Source organism: Coleofasciculus sp. A1-SPW-01, from assembly GCF_040217205.1.
Classification (GTDB): domain Bacteria; phylum Cyanobacteriota; class Cyanobacteriia; order Cyanobacteriales; family Coleofasciculaceae; genus Coleofasciculus; species Coleofasciculus chthonoplastes_A.
Genome location: NZ_JAVJNP010000212.1, coordinates 76,730 through 91,825 on the forward strand (window position 1 = coordinate 76,730; position 15,096 = coordinate 91,825).

Sequence of the window (15,096 nt, forward strand, 5' to 3'; positions counted from 1 at the left end):
TGTAGAGACGTTGCATGCAACGTCTCTACATAAATGATGTGTCCTAACCGCTATGGCGGTTGCTATAAATCGGTCGGTGCGCCCCTACTGTTTTTGGGCGCTTCAAGCTACCATAGGGCTTATTCAGCAGACCCTAAGCTGTTCGGCATTTAAACCTTAATGTCAAGAATGGCAAAATCCTTGTAGTGCGTTTAGCGAAGCCATGCCGCAGGCTTTAGCGAAGCCATGCCGCAGGCTTTGCATCTTGCTCGCTACCCATTCCCAATTTAAATGCATGACAGCTTACCATAAAAGTCTGTTCCCTATTGCCTATTGCCCATTCCCTATTGCCTACTTTTAGAAATTTTTTTGTAGTAAATACTACCGTTTTTTCAGTCCTTTGAAGGTCAAGGGTGGGAATTGACTTTCAATAACGAATATGCTAAAAACAGAAAATCTTGATTGCAACTTTACAAGTTTACCGCTAGACAATCAACTTACCAAAGTATACAGCGTTTCCAAATCATTTGTAAACGCAAAAGGTTTGAAAGCCTTCTTGTTGAATTGTGTTTAGGAGTTCTTGCATATCATTTTAAAACGCTATCTATAGCCAAATACCAGGGTCACTCGTTGATGAGTGGACTACTAAGTAGGTGAGGACAATTAAAGTTAACGGTTGAGATTAGGGAACAGTAAGGGTTTGAGGAACATTCACAGAACTTAACATAGTTCGGTTTATTTCCACCGACTTACTTAGATCAAAAAACGTGTTAAGGAGTCAAATATAGATGTCAAACTCATCGTCTGTTAAGCCTCAAATATTAACAACAACTGATTGGAGACTCAGCCCCGGTTACTTATGTGAAGGGGGATCTGATTTTGAATCCGTTCATATTTTGTTGGGTCGGTTTTTAGCAGATCGGCATTCAGAAGATCCCTTGCCTGATGTATCCAGGCAGCACAATCTCACGTTCGGTTAATTAAACGAGCAGTGGATGAGGTATCCAGCCTAGAGTATCTGGCACGCGATCGCAATGGTAAAGCCCTAAAATCTTTGAAAAAAGTCTGCCAGCAGATTCAACAGGTGGGAACTACGTTACAGGTGAAGAAGAAAAATGGACACCTGGTTGCCAAAAACTGGGATGATCCAGAATTTGCTGTCGGTCCCAATGAAAAGAAAGAAGTGGGCGATCGTCAATTGTTGCATTATGAATCTCCGGATAGCGACACGTCTAACATTCCCGAAGACGTAATTATCGCCCATGAGGTGACGGCTGATGAATTTGAAGGGGTAATCGATACATCGATTGAGTATGAACATGAATTAAATATTTCCATGTTCCACTCCGATGAAGTGAACGAGGAAGCGATTCTATTTGCAAACTGGGCATATCGCCTGCTACATGATGCGATTATTTCCCATCGGCATATTTTAGCCGGGAGTCCCTTATCCTGGTTAATGCAGCTTCCCTTTGCGGTGGAAATTCTTTGTTCAACGGCTGACGAAACGGAAGTCGTGACAGAATGTTCAGCAACCTGTATTAACTACAAAGATTTCGAGAGTAAGTTGATCCGCCGTTCATTTACCTGTCAATTCCATCCGGAACTGCTTCAGGATCTAAAGGATCTTTGTCACCGGGAACCTCCCACTTATGACGAGTTGAAGCGTGATGATGGTGCTCGTTTATTTGCCCGACTTTTGTATTCTGGGATGCAGGAATAAGGGCATCTGAATAACATCATCACCATGGCGCGACGGATGGAAGAGGTGAGATTTTGACCCCCGGTTGAGGGAAAATTGTTCCCTACTTAAATAAATTGCCAAAGTTTAATCGTTTTATCTTGAGCCGCACTCGCCAAGGTTGAACTATCTGGACTAATTGCCACAGACATAACACCAGCGGAATGATCCGATAAGGTCTGGATCAGTTTTCCACGACCCGGATGCCAAAGTCTAACCGTTCCATCAGCACTACCACTGATTAATAGGCGACCTTTGGCGCTGATGGCAACAGAATGAACCGCATCTGTATGTTCAGTCAGCGTCAATAAAATATCACCTGTCCTCAAGTTCCAGACTTGAATCATCGCATCCGCACTACCACTGATTAAAAGTTGACCACTAGGACTAAAGGCAAGTGAATTGACGGCATCGGTATGCCCATGTAGGGTTAGTTGAATTTCACCTGTGGCTAAATTCCACAATTTGATCGTGCGATCTGCACTACCACTTGCCAGAATCTGTCCATCTGGACTAATGGCAATCGTATGAATCATGCTGGAATGACCATCAAGAGTTTTCTGTATATCTTGTAGGTTTAAATTCCAAATGTTAATTGTTTTATCAGCACTGCAACTGGCGAGAAGCTGTCCATCTGGACTAAAAGCAACTGACTTAATCCAACCTGAATGTTGCTTCAGGGTATGCTTTAATGTTTGGGTCGTTAATTCCCAAACTTTAATCGTGTGATCCCAACTCCCACTGACTAAAAACTGTCCATCTGGACTAAAAGCAATGGTATCAATTAAACTAGAATGCCCAGAAAATGTACAACTGGGTATACCACTCTCCAGATGCCAGAGTTTAACGCTACGATCCGCACCCCCACTCGCCAGAATCTGTCCGTCTGGATGAAAGGCGATCGCATGAATCGAACTCGAATGACCCCGCAACGTCCGTACACATTGCCACGTCGGTGTTAGCGTGTTTGGTTTAACTGATGGATTTGGGGAAGCGACTGACAATGATTGGGCTAACGTCTGGGTGAGATGCAAATCCTGGAGAATCTGGGCGGCTGACTGATAGCGCAGTTTTACCGCCCCCTCCAGCATTTTATTCAAGGTTTGCGTGAGGCGATCGCTAATCGGTTCAACTAGGTAGTCTTGCCACACCCACATTCCTTCTAAACTGTTAAACAAGTCAAAGGGATGAATGCTGGTTAGTAAATGAATACAAGTCACCCCTAAACTATACAAATCACTACTTGTTACCGCTTTGCCCATCAGTTGTTCCGGGGCGGCATAAGCCGCAGAACCAATCACGGTTCCGGTTCTGGCTAATGCTGTTTTTGTGGTCAATTTTGCGGCACTAAAATCAACGAGAACCAGAGTATCGGCGTCTGTCTCGATTCCTGTACTGGCAGAACAAATAATATTGGCTGGATTAATATCTCGGTGAATAACCTGATGAGAATGAATATACTGTAATACAGGCAACAGTTGTGCCAAGATATGGCGGATCTGGGTTTCATTAAATGCTCCTTCTTGCACTAATTGTTGAGCTAAACTCTCTCCTTCTACTAAGCATTGCACGATCGCCCCCGTCGTTCCCCTTTGCGGATTAGGTTCAAAATAAGCCAGCAGTCGGGGAATCTGGGGATGTTCGCCTAGAGTTTGTAATCGGGCGGCTTCTTGACGAAAGGATGCTGCCGCTTTCTCGATATTGGTTGTACCTTGATTGGTGGGTGAAAACTGCTTGATAATACAAGTGGATAATCCCGACTCCGATTCGTCAATTGCCCGAAAGGTACGACCAATACCCCCCTGACTAATCAACTCCATCGCCCGGTAGCGATCGCCTAAAAGTAATTTTGACCCACAAGTGGAGCAAAATCTGGCATGATCAGGGTTGTCGGGTTTGGGACAAGTTAGGTTAAGGCAGTAACTCATTCGCGAATTTTGGGAGTCAGGAATTTATCCTATTGTGGCTTGCATTCAGCCTCCCCAGCTTCCCCAGCTCCCTCAGCTTCCCCAGCTCCCTTAAATCACGCATTAAGTCACGCATTGAAATTGGGTATAGGTAGTGAGCAAGATGCTCACACTACGACAATAATTTCGCAATTCTTGACATTAAGCTTTAATCTGAAGTTACCCCAGTGCAGATGTACTACACCCAGGCTAAATCCTTATTCCGTGGTGGTTTTAGCGCTCAATCCCCTCAAAAATTGTACCCATGTACGACGACTTAAAAATCGCGCAAAGCCGCACGGTGAGGCAGTTTTGATTTTTTGGTTGGGGGAACTTCAGTTTAAGTAGGTTAAAGGAAATAAACCAGGAAGGAAAAGTAGTGCGAGCGTCTCGCTCGCTATTTTGTATGGGTTTTTTCTCCCCTAGTGCAAGAAGGCAGAAATAACTGAACAGCTAATATCTCCCCCCGCTTCCCCTGCTCCCTCTGCTCCCCCTGCTTCATCGTATCTACGAAGCTGCTCAAGTATTTTTATGCCCGCTGCACTAGCTCCCCCATCTCCCCCATCTCCCCCATCTCCCCCATCTCCCCCATCTCCCCCATCTCCCCCATCTCCCCCTCACCCCATCTCCGAAATCATGCTTCCTGTTTCCGGCTACCTGGCGGCTGGCGTATCATCAAATCCTCAGTCGTTGATACAAAACCATGTCTGCTGTACCAGGCGCGTAAATTTTCTATGCCAAAAGGACTACCCTTGTCCAGTTCTAGAGTAATTGGTTTATCATGCAACATTTGACAAAGCATCTTCAGGATTTTAGAACCATACCCTTTGCCACGATTACCAGGCATGACGTTTAAGAAATGAATAAAATAGGAGGTTTCATCCTCACAGACAGATACCACTCCGACTAAGTCATCTGCCTGAGTAAACTCATACCTCATTTCCCCTTGATATCCAAAAGTTCTGGGAAAGACTCGTACCGATAGATTCACGGTTAACTCATCCTCTCGTCCATTCAACTTATACACCACCCTATTGTCAAAGTCCGGTTAGTGCGTCGGCAGATGTAACCTTAGTTAGCTGAAGAAAAATCTATCTTCTTGAAGATACCTCTTTGTCAATTATCGTTTCCTCTGATAGAGGTAAACCAGACTTCAATCAAAAATAATAAAAATGTAACAAACTCTCATGGGAGAGAACGCCAATGCGATATAAAAATCTTACAGCCATAGGAATCCTAGCCGCCATGTTCGGCTTAGCGAACCCTGTCTCGGCTCAATCACCAGTCACGACCAAAGCCGACGACGTTACCCTCTCTGGTGAATCCCTAATGGGCATTGAACAGAGAAATCTCGGCGATGATTTTGACCAGTTCTTTTTAGATGATCCAGCCCTGGCATGGAGAGGAACAGGTGGTAGCCAGATTAATTTTAACAACCAAGCTGGTACTGACTTTCAGTTAATAGACGATGTGGAAATCTCAGTTAACGAACCCTTATCTCCACCGATCAGTCCAATCAATTTCCGCAGACACGAGAATTTGAGCAGCGGTCTTGATCGCGTGGAAGTACAAGTTGAACTTGATTAATGGTTATATGTTTTTCCGAAAGTAGGGGCGGGTTTAGGGCTTTCATTTTGCTATTGATGATCAAGTTTATTCAAAACCCGCCCTGACAAAGGCTTTCATTTTGCTATTGATGATCAAGTTTATTCAAAACCCGCCCTGACAAAGGCTTTCATTTTGCTATTGATGATCAAGTTTATTCAAAACCCGCCCTGACAGAGTGGCAGAGTTTGGGCTGAGACAGTGCAGAGTGATTATCTAGCGCTATTGTCACTAACCCCATAAGCACCTATTTCAACACAATCATTTGATTGGTTTGGGCTGATTGGCAAGCAGCTTCTCCAACCTGAAGCGCATATAAACTGGCTTCACTCGACACATACAGAGACTTTCCATCCATTAGATGATCCAATACCATTTGCGTATCTTGAACAAATAAACCGCGACGCCCTGCTACAGTGATAGGATGTTCTTCCTCTCCCCGGATTAATTTACCTTGATCGCCCTCAAATACCAGTGTCCCGCGATCGCCGTGGACTTCAAACGTCCGCAACCTCTGCCAAAATACGTCTCCTTTACCATAGGTGACGTGGGCAATTAAACCTTTGGCAAACTGTAATTGAGCCGTACATAGACAGGCACTATAATAGTTTGAGTGCTGCCAAAACTGAGTATTACAGCTAACGGTTGCGACGTTACCAAATAAATTAGTAAATCGATGGATGTGGGGTAATGCGGCTTTAAAGGGAAAGCCAAATAAGTCCCGATGGTATGTCCAACGCTGCGGCGATGGATGCTTAGGCACAATTGTGACATATCGGGCATAAAAAGGAGTGCCAATCTCTGGTAATGATTGCTGTAAGGCTTGATGTAAGCCGCCTAATAGCTCAATATGTTCCACATGTAGGAGTTTGCCTTGAGCTTGAGCAAGGGCAATTAGGGATTCGGCTTCTGTCGGATCAAGGGAAATGGGATATTCGACAACAACATGCTTCCCTGCGGTTAAAGCCGCCCTAACAATCGCACCATGATCACGATTAATCGTACAAACAAAGACTAAATCCACATCCGGATGTGCCACCACTTGTTGCCAAGACTCCACGGCACTGGTTTGGTGACGTTGTACAAAGTCTTGCACAGTTTCCGGGGTATGCCCACTGACAACCACAAGCTGCGATCGCGCATCCGCCTGTAAGGTTTGCGCCCGCTGGTTGGCAGCATATCCAGTCCCGACGATACCAGCCCGAATGGGCAGTTGATCCATCATTTTTGAATGAGTCCTCGCTTCAAAATCCCCCTATTTAGCGACTAGAAAAAAATAGCTTCCTGGTTACTTTACCTTATTTTGCTTTCTGGAAGACTCTTTTTTCAACAAAGCACCAAATCCGAGCGCGACACCTGAACCGAGGATAGTCAAGGGTTCAGGAACAGGTTCGCTAGTGCCTACTTTGATTTGATACGCCAAGTTAGAGCGAGTCGGTTGATCTCCAGTCCAATCGAAGCTGACTGTACCCGTCAGTGTAAACGGTGCTGAGATATCTTCAATCAACACATAGTCTACATCGTCACTATCGTTATCACTTGGAGCCGAAAAGGTATTCAAACTATCAAGATTAAGCCGTACATTGCTGTTGGCTGTTTCTTTGGTACGAATATATATCGTATCAATTGGTTCGGTAAACGCTGTGCTACTTAGGATTGTTCCACCAACGTTATAGTTGACTGTTGAGCCAGTATACTCCAGTGTGAAATCATAGACTGTACCATTCCCCCAGACAAACTGAGCGGATTGCACAGGAGTCCCAGCTTTATCATTAATCCCCAACTCACGTTCAGCCTGGTTCAAACTGTTATTACCAATTCGCCCTTCAGCCACGAATACTTCGGTAAATTCCCCACTATTGATTAACCCATCGAACTGGTCATCGGTAAAGTCAGGTAGACTCGTGACTGTAGCGGCACTGGCAACACCCGAAACGAGAGACAGACCCACAGTGGCTAAACCAACGCCTAAAGCAACTCCAGCCGTTCGGAACGAAAATTTTGAGTAGATGCTATTCATAGTTACACCCGGTATATGTGCTTACTTAACAGTATAATTCTCTCTTGAGAGAATTTATGTGAAGTGTTGATGAAGTAAGATCCAAATCCTAGCGCAAAATCCATAGTTATGTTAAGTCAACAAAAATTGTCAATATTTTTTAAGTAGGGTCGCATTTTCATGCCAGCCAATAAGGAAAAACTGGAGCATTGTCTATAGTTATTCTCAATTAGCTAGACAGATGTTAGCTGAATATCCCAGAATCAACCCAATAGAGGCTGTTGGGCATTGCCCACCAACATACCAGTCAATACCATTCAACTTAACTCCCCTCGCCCAAACGATATCCCTTCCCGTATACCGTGTGAATCAATGGGGCTTCACCAGGAGCCTCTATTTTGCGGCGTAACAAGCGCACTAAAGCCGCTAAGACATTACTACTAGGTTGTTCTTCATCCTGCCACAACTGCTGATAAATTTCCCCATGAGTCAACAGTTGACCCGAATGACGCATAAAATAGTCCAGAAGCTGGGTTTCTTTTTCCGAGAGTTCAATTAATCGTCCATTACGATAGGCGAGCTGATTTTCTACATCCAGTTCTAAAGAAGCAACGCGCAACCGAACAGGCGCATTGGTTTCCGTCGCCGCCGAACGCCGCAGCAAGGCGCGAACTCGAGCCAGTAATTCTCGCAATTCAAAGGGTTTAACTAAATAATCATCCGCCCCTGCATCCAATCCCATCACCCGATCATCCAGGGTATCTTTAGCGGTAAGGAAAAGAACCGGCGTCGTTTTCCCTTGCGATCGCAACTGTTGGCAAAGCTCTAACCCAGACTGATGCGGTAACATCCAATCTAGTATAAGTAAGTCATAGTCGCTTTGCATCGCTAACTGGCGTCCCGACTGTCCCTCATAAGCGACATCAACCTCATATCCCTCCCGTTTGAGGACTCGGCTTAAAGGATCGGTGAGTTCAACTTCATCATCAACCAACAGAATACGCATTATTTGTCATTTGTCATTTGTCACGGAATAGGGAATAGGGAATAGGGAATAGGCAACAGGCAACAGGCAACAGTGTAAGGTAGAGTTTTGAGTTAACTCACGACTTCCTCATCTCCCCCAGCTCCCCCAGCTTCCCCAGCTCCCCCAGCTTCCCCAACCGAAAACTTTTGCCGCCACACGCTATATCATGGTGAATATTGCTGCGCTTAACGATGCCCATGTCTGTATCCCGGCTCAATGTAACCGAAGGCTGGCTAGAAGCCAATCAGCAGTATTTGATGGGAGAGATTGCGCGAGTGCGTCAAGCCTTGGAACGCAAGAGTGATCAAATCACTACAGGTATCTCTCTTACCTTAACCAATGGCTTCTATCCCAATGGAAATGGTTCACACCATCAACCCGACACATCGCTTTCACCGCCTCCCTTGTTGGATCAGCTTTGCCAAATGTTTGGGCTATCTTCATTTGAGCGAGATTTGCTGCTGTTATGTGCGGGGATGGAATTTGACGCCTCTTGGGGGTTACTCTGTGGCATCGCTCAGAGTAATGAACAAATGAATTATCCCACATTTGCTCTAGCGTTGAATATATTACCCCATGGACATTGGGGGGCGCTGACGCCAGATGCACCGTTGCGCCGTTGGCGGTTGATTGACGTGGGTGAAGGGTTTACGTTAACCAGTAGTTCGCTACGGATTGATGAGCGGATTTTACATTACCTGCGCGGCGTTCAATATATTGATGAGCGCTTGGCGAGTATGGAGGAACCGATGCCTTTACCGAGTATTTTGGTATCCTCGCATCAGCAAAGCGTACAGCAAATTGCCACAACCTGGTTACAGGTGGGCGAGGGGACATTCCCGGTAGTGCAGCTATGTGGAGAAGATGTTACCAGTAAACGGGCGATCGCGCGAGCCGTATGCGATCATCTAGGGATTAATCTCCATGCCCTTTCTGCTGAATCTTTACCCACGAATACCAGTCAACTGAATATCGTTAAGATACTCTATGAACGGGAATGGGCATTAAGTAGCACGGTTCTAATGCTCAACTGTGATCATCTCGAAACCAATGATCCAGCCAGAGAAAGCGCGATCGCACGTTTCATCGAAAGCCTGAATACACCCCTGATTGTCACGAGTCGCGATCGACGCCGCCAACGCCAGCGTCCCATTATTACCATTGATGTCCATCATCCCACCAGCGATGAGCAGCGTTTAATTTGGCAAAACGCTTTAGCCGATAAAGCCGCAAAACTTGAGCCTGCAATCAACTTATTAGTCTCCACATTTAACCTCAGCGCCCCCAATATTCATACCGCTTGCTTAACCATCAAAGGAATGGACATTGAGACGCCAGAAGAAGATGAACAACCTATAGACGAAGAAAGCTACAACCCATCTGCCCTCCCACCCCTTACCACTAAATTGTGGGACGTTTGCTGTATTCAAGCCCGTCCCCGCATGGAAGAATTAGCCCAACGGATTGACACAGCCGCCACTTGGGATGATTTAATTTTGCCGGACAGAGAACGCACTGTCTTATCAGAAATTGTCACCCATGTGCGCCACCGGATGAAGGTCTATGAAAGTTGGGGATTTGCCGGAAAAAGTCGCCGGGGGCTGGGAATTAGCGCTTTATTTGCTGGTGCCAGTGGAACCGGGAAAACTATGGCAGCCGAGGTGATCGGCAAAGAGTTACGATTAGACGTCTATCGGATTGACCTCAGTTCGGTTATTAGTAAATATATTGGTGAAACTGAAAAGAACTTACGCCGGGTTTTTGATGCCGCAGAAGGAGGCGGCTCGATCCTTCTCTTCGATGAAGCCGACGCCCTATTCGGTAAGCGTTCTGAAGTCAAAGACTCCCATGATCGCCATGCCAATATTGAGGTCAGTTATCTGTTGCAGCGCATGGAATCCTATCGAGGATTGGCAATTTTAACCAGCAATATCAAAAGTGCCTTAGACCAAGCCTTTCTGCGCCGGATTCGCTTTATTGCTCAATTTCCTTTCCCCAACGCGGAGCAACGCCAAGAAATTTGGAAACGGATCTTTCCTAAACAGACACCAACCGAAAAACTCGATTATCGGAAATTGGCAAAACTGAATGTAGCAGGGGGTAATATTCGCAGCATTGCCATGAATGCGGCGTTTATCGCGGCAGATGCTGGGGAAGCCGTACAGATGAAACATATTTTACAAGCCACTAAGAGTGAATATATCAAACTAGAGCGACCCTTAACCGATGTAGAAATCAGGGGATGGGTTAAATAAGAGGTTTAGGAATGGTAAAAATTAATGTAGAGACGTGCCATGGCACGTCTACCAATTGTATGTAGGGGCGGGTTTAGACATAATTGTAGGGGCGGGTTTAGCCATAATTGTAGGGGCGGGTTTAGCCATAATTGTAGGGGCGGGTTTAGGGACTAAATTCAGATATCCACCAATAACGGAACAACAAAACCCGCCCTCCCTCACCACTAACGGAACTATATTTTCTAAAGTTCCGTAACAATTTGAGCGATCGCGAATTGCATAAAGGACTTGTGCAGGATAATATTAAGTATTCACAAGTTGAGTTGGGAAGACTGGTCATGGGTAGCCGACGGCGTCTTAACAAAAAAACATCCTGGGAATCGACTTCTTTACCAGTACGGAATCCTTTACAACCGCGCCCCTTCGGTAAAGGTATCCAGGCGAGACGAGCCGAGTTACCAACAACCAATGTCTTGCAAACTCGTCCTTTCGGTACTCCCAAGCAGGCATCCTCGCCAAAACAAGAGATGCCAGATCTCCAAGCTCAACTCAAACAAGCAGAGAGCTTTGGCTATAATGCCGCTAATATTCCCACCGTACCTTCGAGTAACGCCACACCGATTCAGGCAAAGCTGACGATTGGAGAACCGAATGATAAGTATGAGCAGGAAGCGGATCAAGTAGCGTCTCAAGTCGTTAATCAGATTAATTCGCCTCAGAGTCAGCCGTCGGTTCAGGGTAAGACAGTACAACGAGAAGCCTTACCAGAAGAAGAGGAGGAAGAAACTCCCGTTAACGCCAAACTCGAATCAGGGACACTACAACGGGACGCTTTACCACCAGAAGAAGAGGAGGAAGAAACTCCCGTTAACGCCAAACTCGAATCAGGGACACTACAACGGGAAACTTTACCACCAGAAGAAGAGGAAGAGGAAACTCCCCTTAGTGCCAAACTCGAATCAGGGACACTACAACGGGACGCTTTACCACCAGAAGAAGAGGAGGAAGAAACTCCCGTTAACGCCAAACTCGAATCAGGGACACTACAACGGGAAACTCTACCACCAGAAGAGGAAGAGGAAACTCCCCTTAGTGCCAAACTCGAATCAGGGACACTACAACGGGAAACTTTACCACCAGAAGAGGAAGAGGAAACTCCCCTTAGTGCCAAACTTGAATCGGGGACACTACAACGGGAAACTCTACCACCAGAAGAGGAAGAGGAAACTCCCCTTAGTGCCAAACTTGAATCGGGTACTTTCCAGCGTCAAGGTATTTCTCCTGAAGAGGAAGAGAAAAAAAAAATTAGCCTAAAGTTAATGAGGAAATCCCAATCGGGAACAGGGAGTACAAATTCCTCCGTTAACTTAGAAGAATCGATTCAACAAAAACGGGGTCAGGGACAATCCCTATCAGAGGATATCCGCGAACCCATGGAACAAGCATTTGGTACTGATTTCAGCGGGGTAAAAGTACACACTGATAGTCAATCAGACCAGCTTAACCGATCAATTCAGGCGCGTGCTTTCACAACAGGACAAGATGTTTTCTTCAAACAGGACGAATACAACCCTGGAAGTAAGGATGGACAGGAGTTGCTTGCTCATGAGTTAACCCATGTTGTCCAGCAGACAGGTACTGTCCAGCGCGATGATGATCCGGCAAAAAAAGACAAAAAAAAGTCTAAGAGTACCATTGAGGAACTCAGAGACGCATTGGGCGGTTGGGGTGCAGATTCAGCCCAGATTTTGCAGTTGCTAGGTAAAGCGTCTGCCTCTGAGAAGAAGCAGATATTAACTGACTCTAAACTGATGGGTCAACTCCAAAGTAAACTGAGTCGCCGTGAGATGATTCAAGCCCTCAATGCTCTGGAGGCTCCCCTTAAACAAAAGCTGAATGCAGCAATGAAGGGTTGGGGTTGTGATGCTCAGGTGATTAAGGATCTGACAGCCAGTGCTAAAGATACAGAGAAGAAAGCCGTTTTAGCTGACACAGCACTGGTTAATCGACTCTCCAGCGAATTGAGTCGAGCCGAGATGCTAGTGATTCTGGGTAATCTCAATGCGCCTCTGAAAGACAAACTAAATGCGGCGATGGATGGTTGGGGAGCCGATGCTGAGGTGATTAAGACTCTGACCAAGGGGGCATCAGATACAGACAAGCAGGCAGTTTTAAATGATGCGGCACTGGTATCGAGGCTTTCGAGTGAGTTGAGTGGGGAATCATATACCACCATTATTCTCACGTTGTTGGCAGGGGTTACTGACGCAGATTTTGATACGTTCATCAAAAGCATGACCCAAAGCCAAACTCAAGCTCTTTTGAACAATATTTCAACCTCAGATCAGGCTACTTATGCAGCCTTAATTGAGAGAATAAAAACTGCTCGGATCATTGCGACAGGTGAAAATATGGTGGGAGAGTTGCAATGGCGTGGGGGTTCTGGACCTGATCCGAGTGCTGGCTATCAAGTGAACGAAACTACAGCTTGGGGACACCAGAATGATTTTGCCAGATGGATTCGTGGTAATGGTCCTGAGCCAACTCCTCCCAACGACACCATGAACTGTTGGGAAGGGGTACTTTTTATGGCATATAAAGCAGGTGTAGTTAACAAGAGTTGGCTGGTTGATATTCATGATGCAGCAGCTAAGGCTGGACAAAGTGCGGCAAGTATAGGCGCATATTATTCTGTTTTAGAGAGCAGATTATATTCCGGAGCTCGCACGGAAGTTCTATATGATCCTGGCACAGGTCTGAGAACGGGTACTATTCCAGCCGGAAATATCGTTTTTATTGATGGACTGGGTCATGTTGTGCTTTCTAAAGGGACAACAGATGGGGGGGGTAGGCATGAGGTACTTAGCTTATGGATACTTCCCAACCCAGGACAGCCTGTAGGTGGGTGGACAGGTAGCGAGATTGGTGTACTACAAGATACGACATTAGAAGAAGTCAGTCAGCCAGGACAAAAAGTAGAATTTGCCCCACCTCCTTGGTAAATGTAAGTTCAGAGTTAGCTTTTTATAGGCAAGTTTTTAACTGTAGCCTATTTCATGACAAAATAAGGTGATGAAGGTAAAACCAGTCTCATTTATATGTCTCGCTTTTCTAATGCTTGGCTTATCTGGAAATTGTCAGAAAGAGTCAAACAGTCAGATACCGGAAATTAGACAGGGAGAAATGCTGCCCAAAATTGATAGTGATGAGGAATTATCTATGCAGTTGAAATATATTCCAAATTTAATCATCTCAATTCCTTGGGGAAATCAGGAACACTCGATTCCTCACACAGCTTATGAAAAAGTTTCGCTATCAGGAATGTTTACAGGTCAATCCAAACGAAAAATAAGACCTGTGTACCCGATACGTCTTGATCAGGATGAAAATTTATATCTGATTTTTGATAGTCCTCAAGGGGCGGCTCCATCGGAAAGAAAATATAGACTAATGCGTTTCAATAATCAGGGTAATTTGACTGATGAATTTGATATTAATCTAAATGCGGACAGTATAGAAAGGTGGCAGATTCTCGATTTCCATCCTGATCACCAAGGTGGAGTTTATCTGTTAGAAGTTTTGGGGACAACCCAACACCAACTATTTCATCGACTGCGCCGAGTTAATTCACAATCTCAGGAAATATGGAGTAAAAAAGAAATTCTAAATTATCGAGATTTAGATTTTTACAAATTGGCAGGTAAACTGGAATATTTGATTGCTCCTGATCGAGATTCACTTTACTTACCAACTCGTTATCCTAAACAAGGGTTGGCGAGTTTTGATGTTAATACCGGAGATATAATTTCAGCTAATCAATGGAATGAATCGGCAAGTAAATTGACGATCACTTCATCTCATGAAGTCTATTATAGTCGTATTTTAGATGATGCTTCGAGGAAAAGACATGTTTTGATTAGGCAAAATTTAAGTAATGGCAACCGAGAAGTTATAGAATCTGAAATTCAATATCTACATGACTTAGCGGGTGTTGATGCAGAGGGTAAAATTTATCCGCGTATTCACAATGGTATAGCACGCTTATCAGACCAAGGTAAGTTAGAGTGGCAACAATCTATTTACGGAATCGTTGTCAGGTCAGAGGATCAGCATATTTTTATATGCAGTCGAGCAGATAGAGTTGAGAATACCGTTATTCTGGAGGTAGAACAGTACGACAGTTCAGGAAATAAAATTAAAAAATTCACCTTCCAATTACCCGAACAACAGCTTCAAGTTAAAGGGGACTTACCTCGATTGATCAGTGTTGATCAAAAATCAAGGTTCTATTTCTATGGCGGTGAAACAGATCATCAAGCTGGAACTTTGTTTGTTTTTTCTTCAGAAGACCAATTGCCGAAAATTCAGTCTTTGGCAGAAACTGATCCTGAAGGTTTTCCATTGTTCAATAAAGTTAATCAAGAACTATTGCAAATAGAGTCGCAAGTCGGCTCGCCAAATATGTTTGAAATTGATTCACTCGGTCATGTGTATATCCCATTGAGCGATCCTCAAGGCTTCAAAGTTATCCGGCTCCAACCGTAACGATACTGCCACAGGGG

At 45.0% G+C, this 15,096-nt stretch carries 10 protein-coding genes and 1 pseudogene; 6 read left to right on the forward strand and 5 right to left on the reverse strand.

What is annotated here, in order from left to right:
* Positions 1-934 precede the first annotated feature (934 nt).
* A pseudogene (locus tag RH949_RS30835) lies at positions 935-1,702 on the forward strand (hypothetical protein); the annotation flags it as partial.
* Between the two features lie 86 nt (positions 1,703-1,788).
* Here RH949_RS30835 and RH949_RS30840 read toward each other — a convergent pair.
* Entirely contained in the window at positions 1,789-3,648 is a 1,860-nt protein-coding gene (locus RH949_RS30840; RefSeq protein WP_446358565.1) for a protein kinase domain-containing protein, read from the reverse strand.
* A 652-nt stretch (positions 3,649-4,300) separates the two neighbouring features.
* Positions 4,301-4,693 carry a GNAT family N-acetyltransferase gene (locus RH949_RS30845; protein ID WP_044208112.1) on the reverse strand — a complete coding sequence of 131 codons (393 nt, stop codon included), beginning with the start codon at positions 4,691-4,693 and terminating at the stop codon, positions 4,301-4,303.
* Positions 4,694-4,869: 176 nt separating this feature from the next.
* Between RH949_RS30845 and RH949_RS30850 the strand changes: the two genes are divergently transcribed.
* On the forward strand, positions 4,870-5,253 hold the full coding sequence (locus RH949_RS30850) for a hypothetical protein (RefSeq protein WP_446358567.1): 384 nt from the start codon (positions 4,870-4,872) through the stop codon (positions 5,251-5,253).
* Positions 5,254-5,518: 265 nt separating this feature from the next.
* On the opposite strand, the gene RH949_RS30855 is transcribed toward RH949_RS30850, so the two are convergent.
* The 3 genes from RH949_RS30855 to rppA form a co-directional block, all read right to left on the reverse strand.
* Positions 5,519-6,496: a Gfo/Idh/MocA family protein gene (locus RH949_RS30855; RefSeq protein ID WP_006102134.1), complete on the reverse strand. Its 978-nt coding sequence runs from the start codon at positions 6,494-6,496 to the stop codon at positions 5,519-5,521.
* A 63-nt stretch (positions 6,497-6,559) separates the two neighbouring features.
* A complete protein-coding gene (locus RH949_RS30860; RefSeq protein WP_446358570.1) occupies positions 6,560-7,291 on the reverse strand; it encodes a PEP-CTERM sorting domain-containing protein in 732 nt (243 codons plus the stop codon).
* Positions 7,292-7,592: 301 nt separating this feature from the next.
* Entirely contained in the window at positions 7,593-8,276 is a 684-nt protein-coding gene (gene rppA / locus RH949_RS30865) for a two-component system response regulator RppA (protein WP_006102173.1), read from the reverse strand.
* Positions 8,277-8,494: 218 nt separating this feature from the next.
* Between rppA and RH949_RS30870 the strand changes: the two genes are divergently transcribed.
* The 4 genes from RH949_RS30870 (at position 8,495) to RH949_RS30885 (ending at position 15,079) form a co-directional block, all read left to right on the forward strand.
* Positions 8,495-10,552: an ATP-binding protein gene (locus RH949_RS30870; RefSeq protein WP_446358572.1), complete on the forward strand. Its 2,058-nt coding sequence runs from the start codon at positions 8,495-8,497 to the stop codon at positions 10,550-10,552.
* A gap of 34 nt (positions 10,553-10,586) precedes the next feature.
* On the forward strand, positions 10,587-10,790 hold the full coding sequence (locus RH949_RS30875) for a glycine zipper family protein (RefSeq protein ID WP_446358574.1): 204 nt from the start codon (positions 10,587-10,589) through the stop codon (positions 10,788-10,790).
* A gap of 19 nt (positions 10,791-10,809) precedes the next feature.
* On the forward strand, positions 10,810-13,536 hold the full coding sequence (locus tag RH949_RS30880; RefSeq protein WP_446358576.1) for an eCIS core domain-containing protein: 2,727 nt from the start codon (positions 10,810-10,812) through the stop codon (positions 13,534-13,536).
* A 70-nt stretch (positions 13,537-13,606) separates the two neighbouring features.
* Entirely contained in the window at positions 13,607-15,079 is a 1,473-nt protein-coding gene (locus tag RH949_RS30885) for a hypothetical protein (RefSeq protein WP_446358578.1), read from the forward strand.
* The last annotated feature ends 17 nt before the right edge of the window (positions 15,080-15,096 follow it).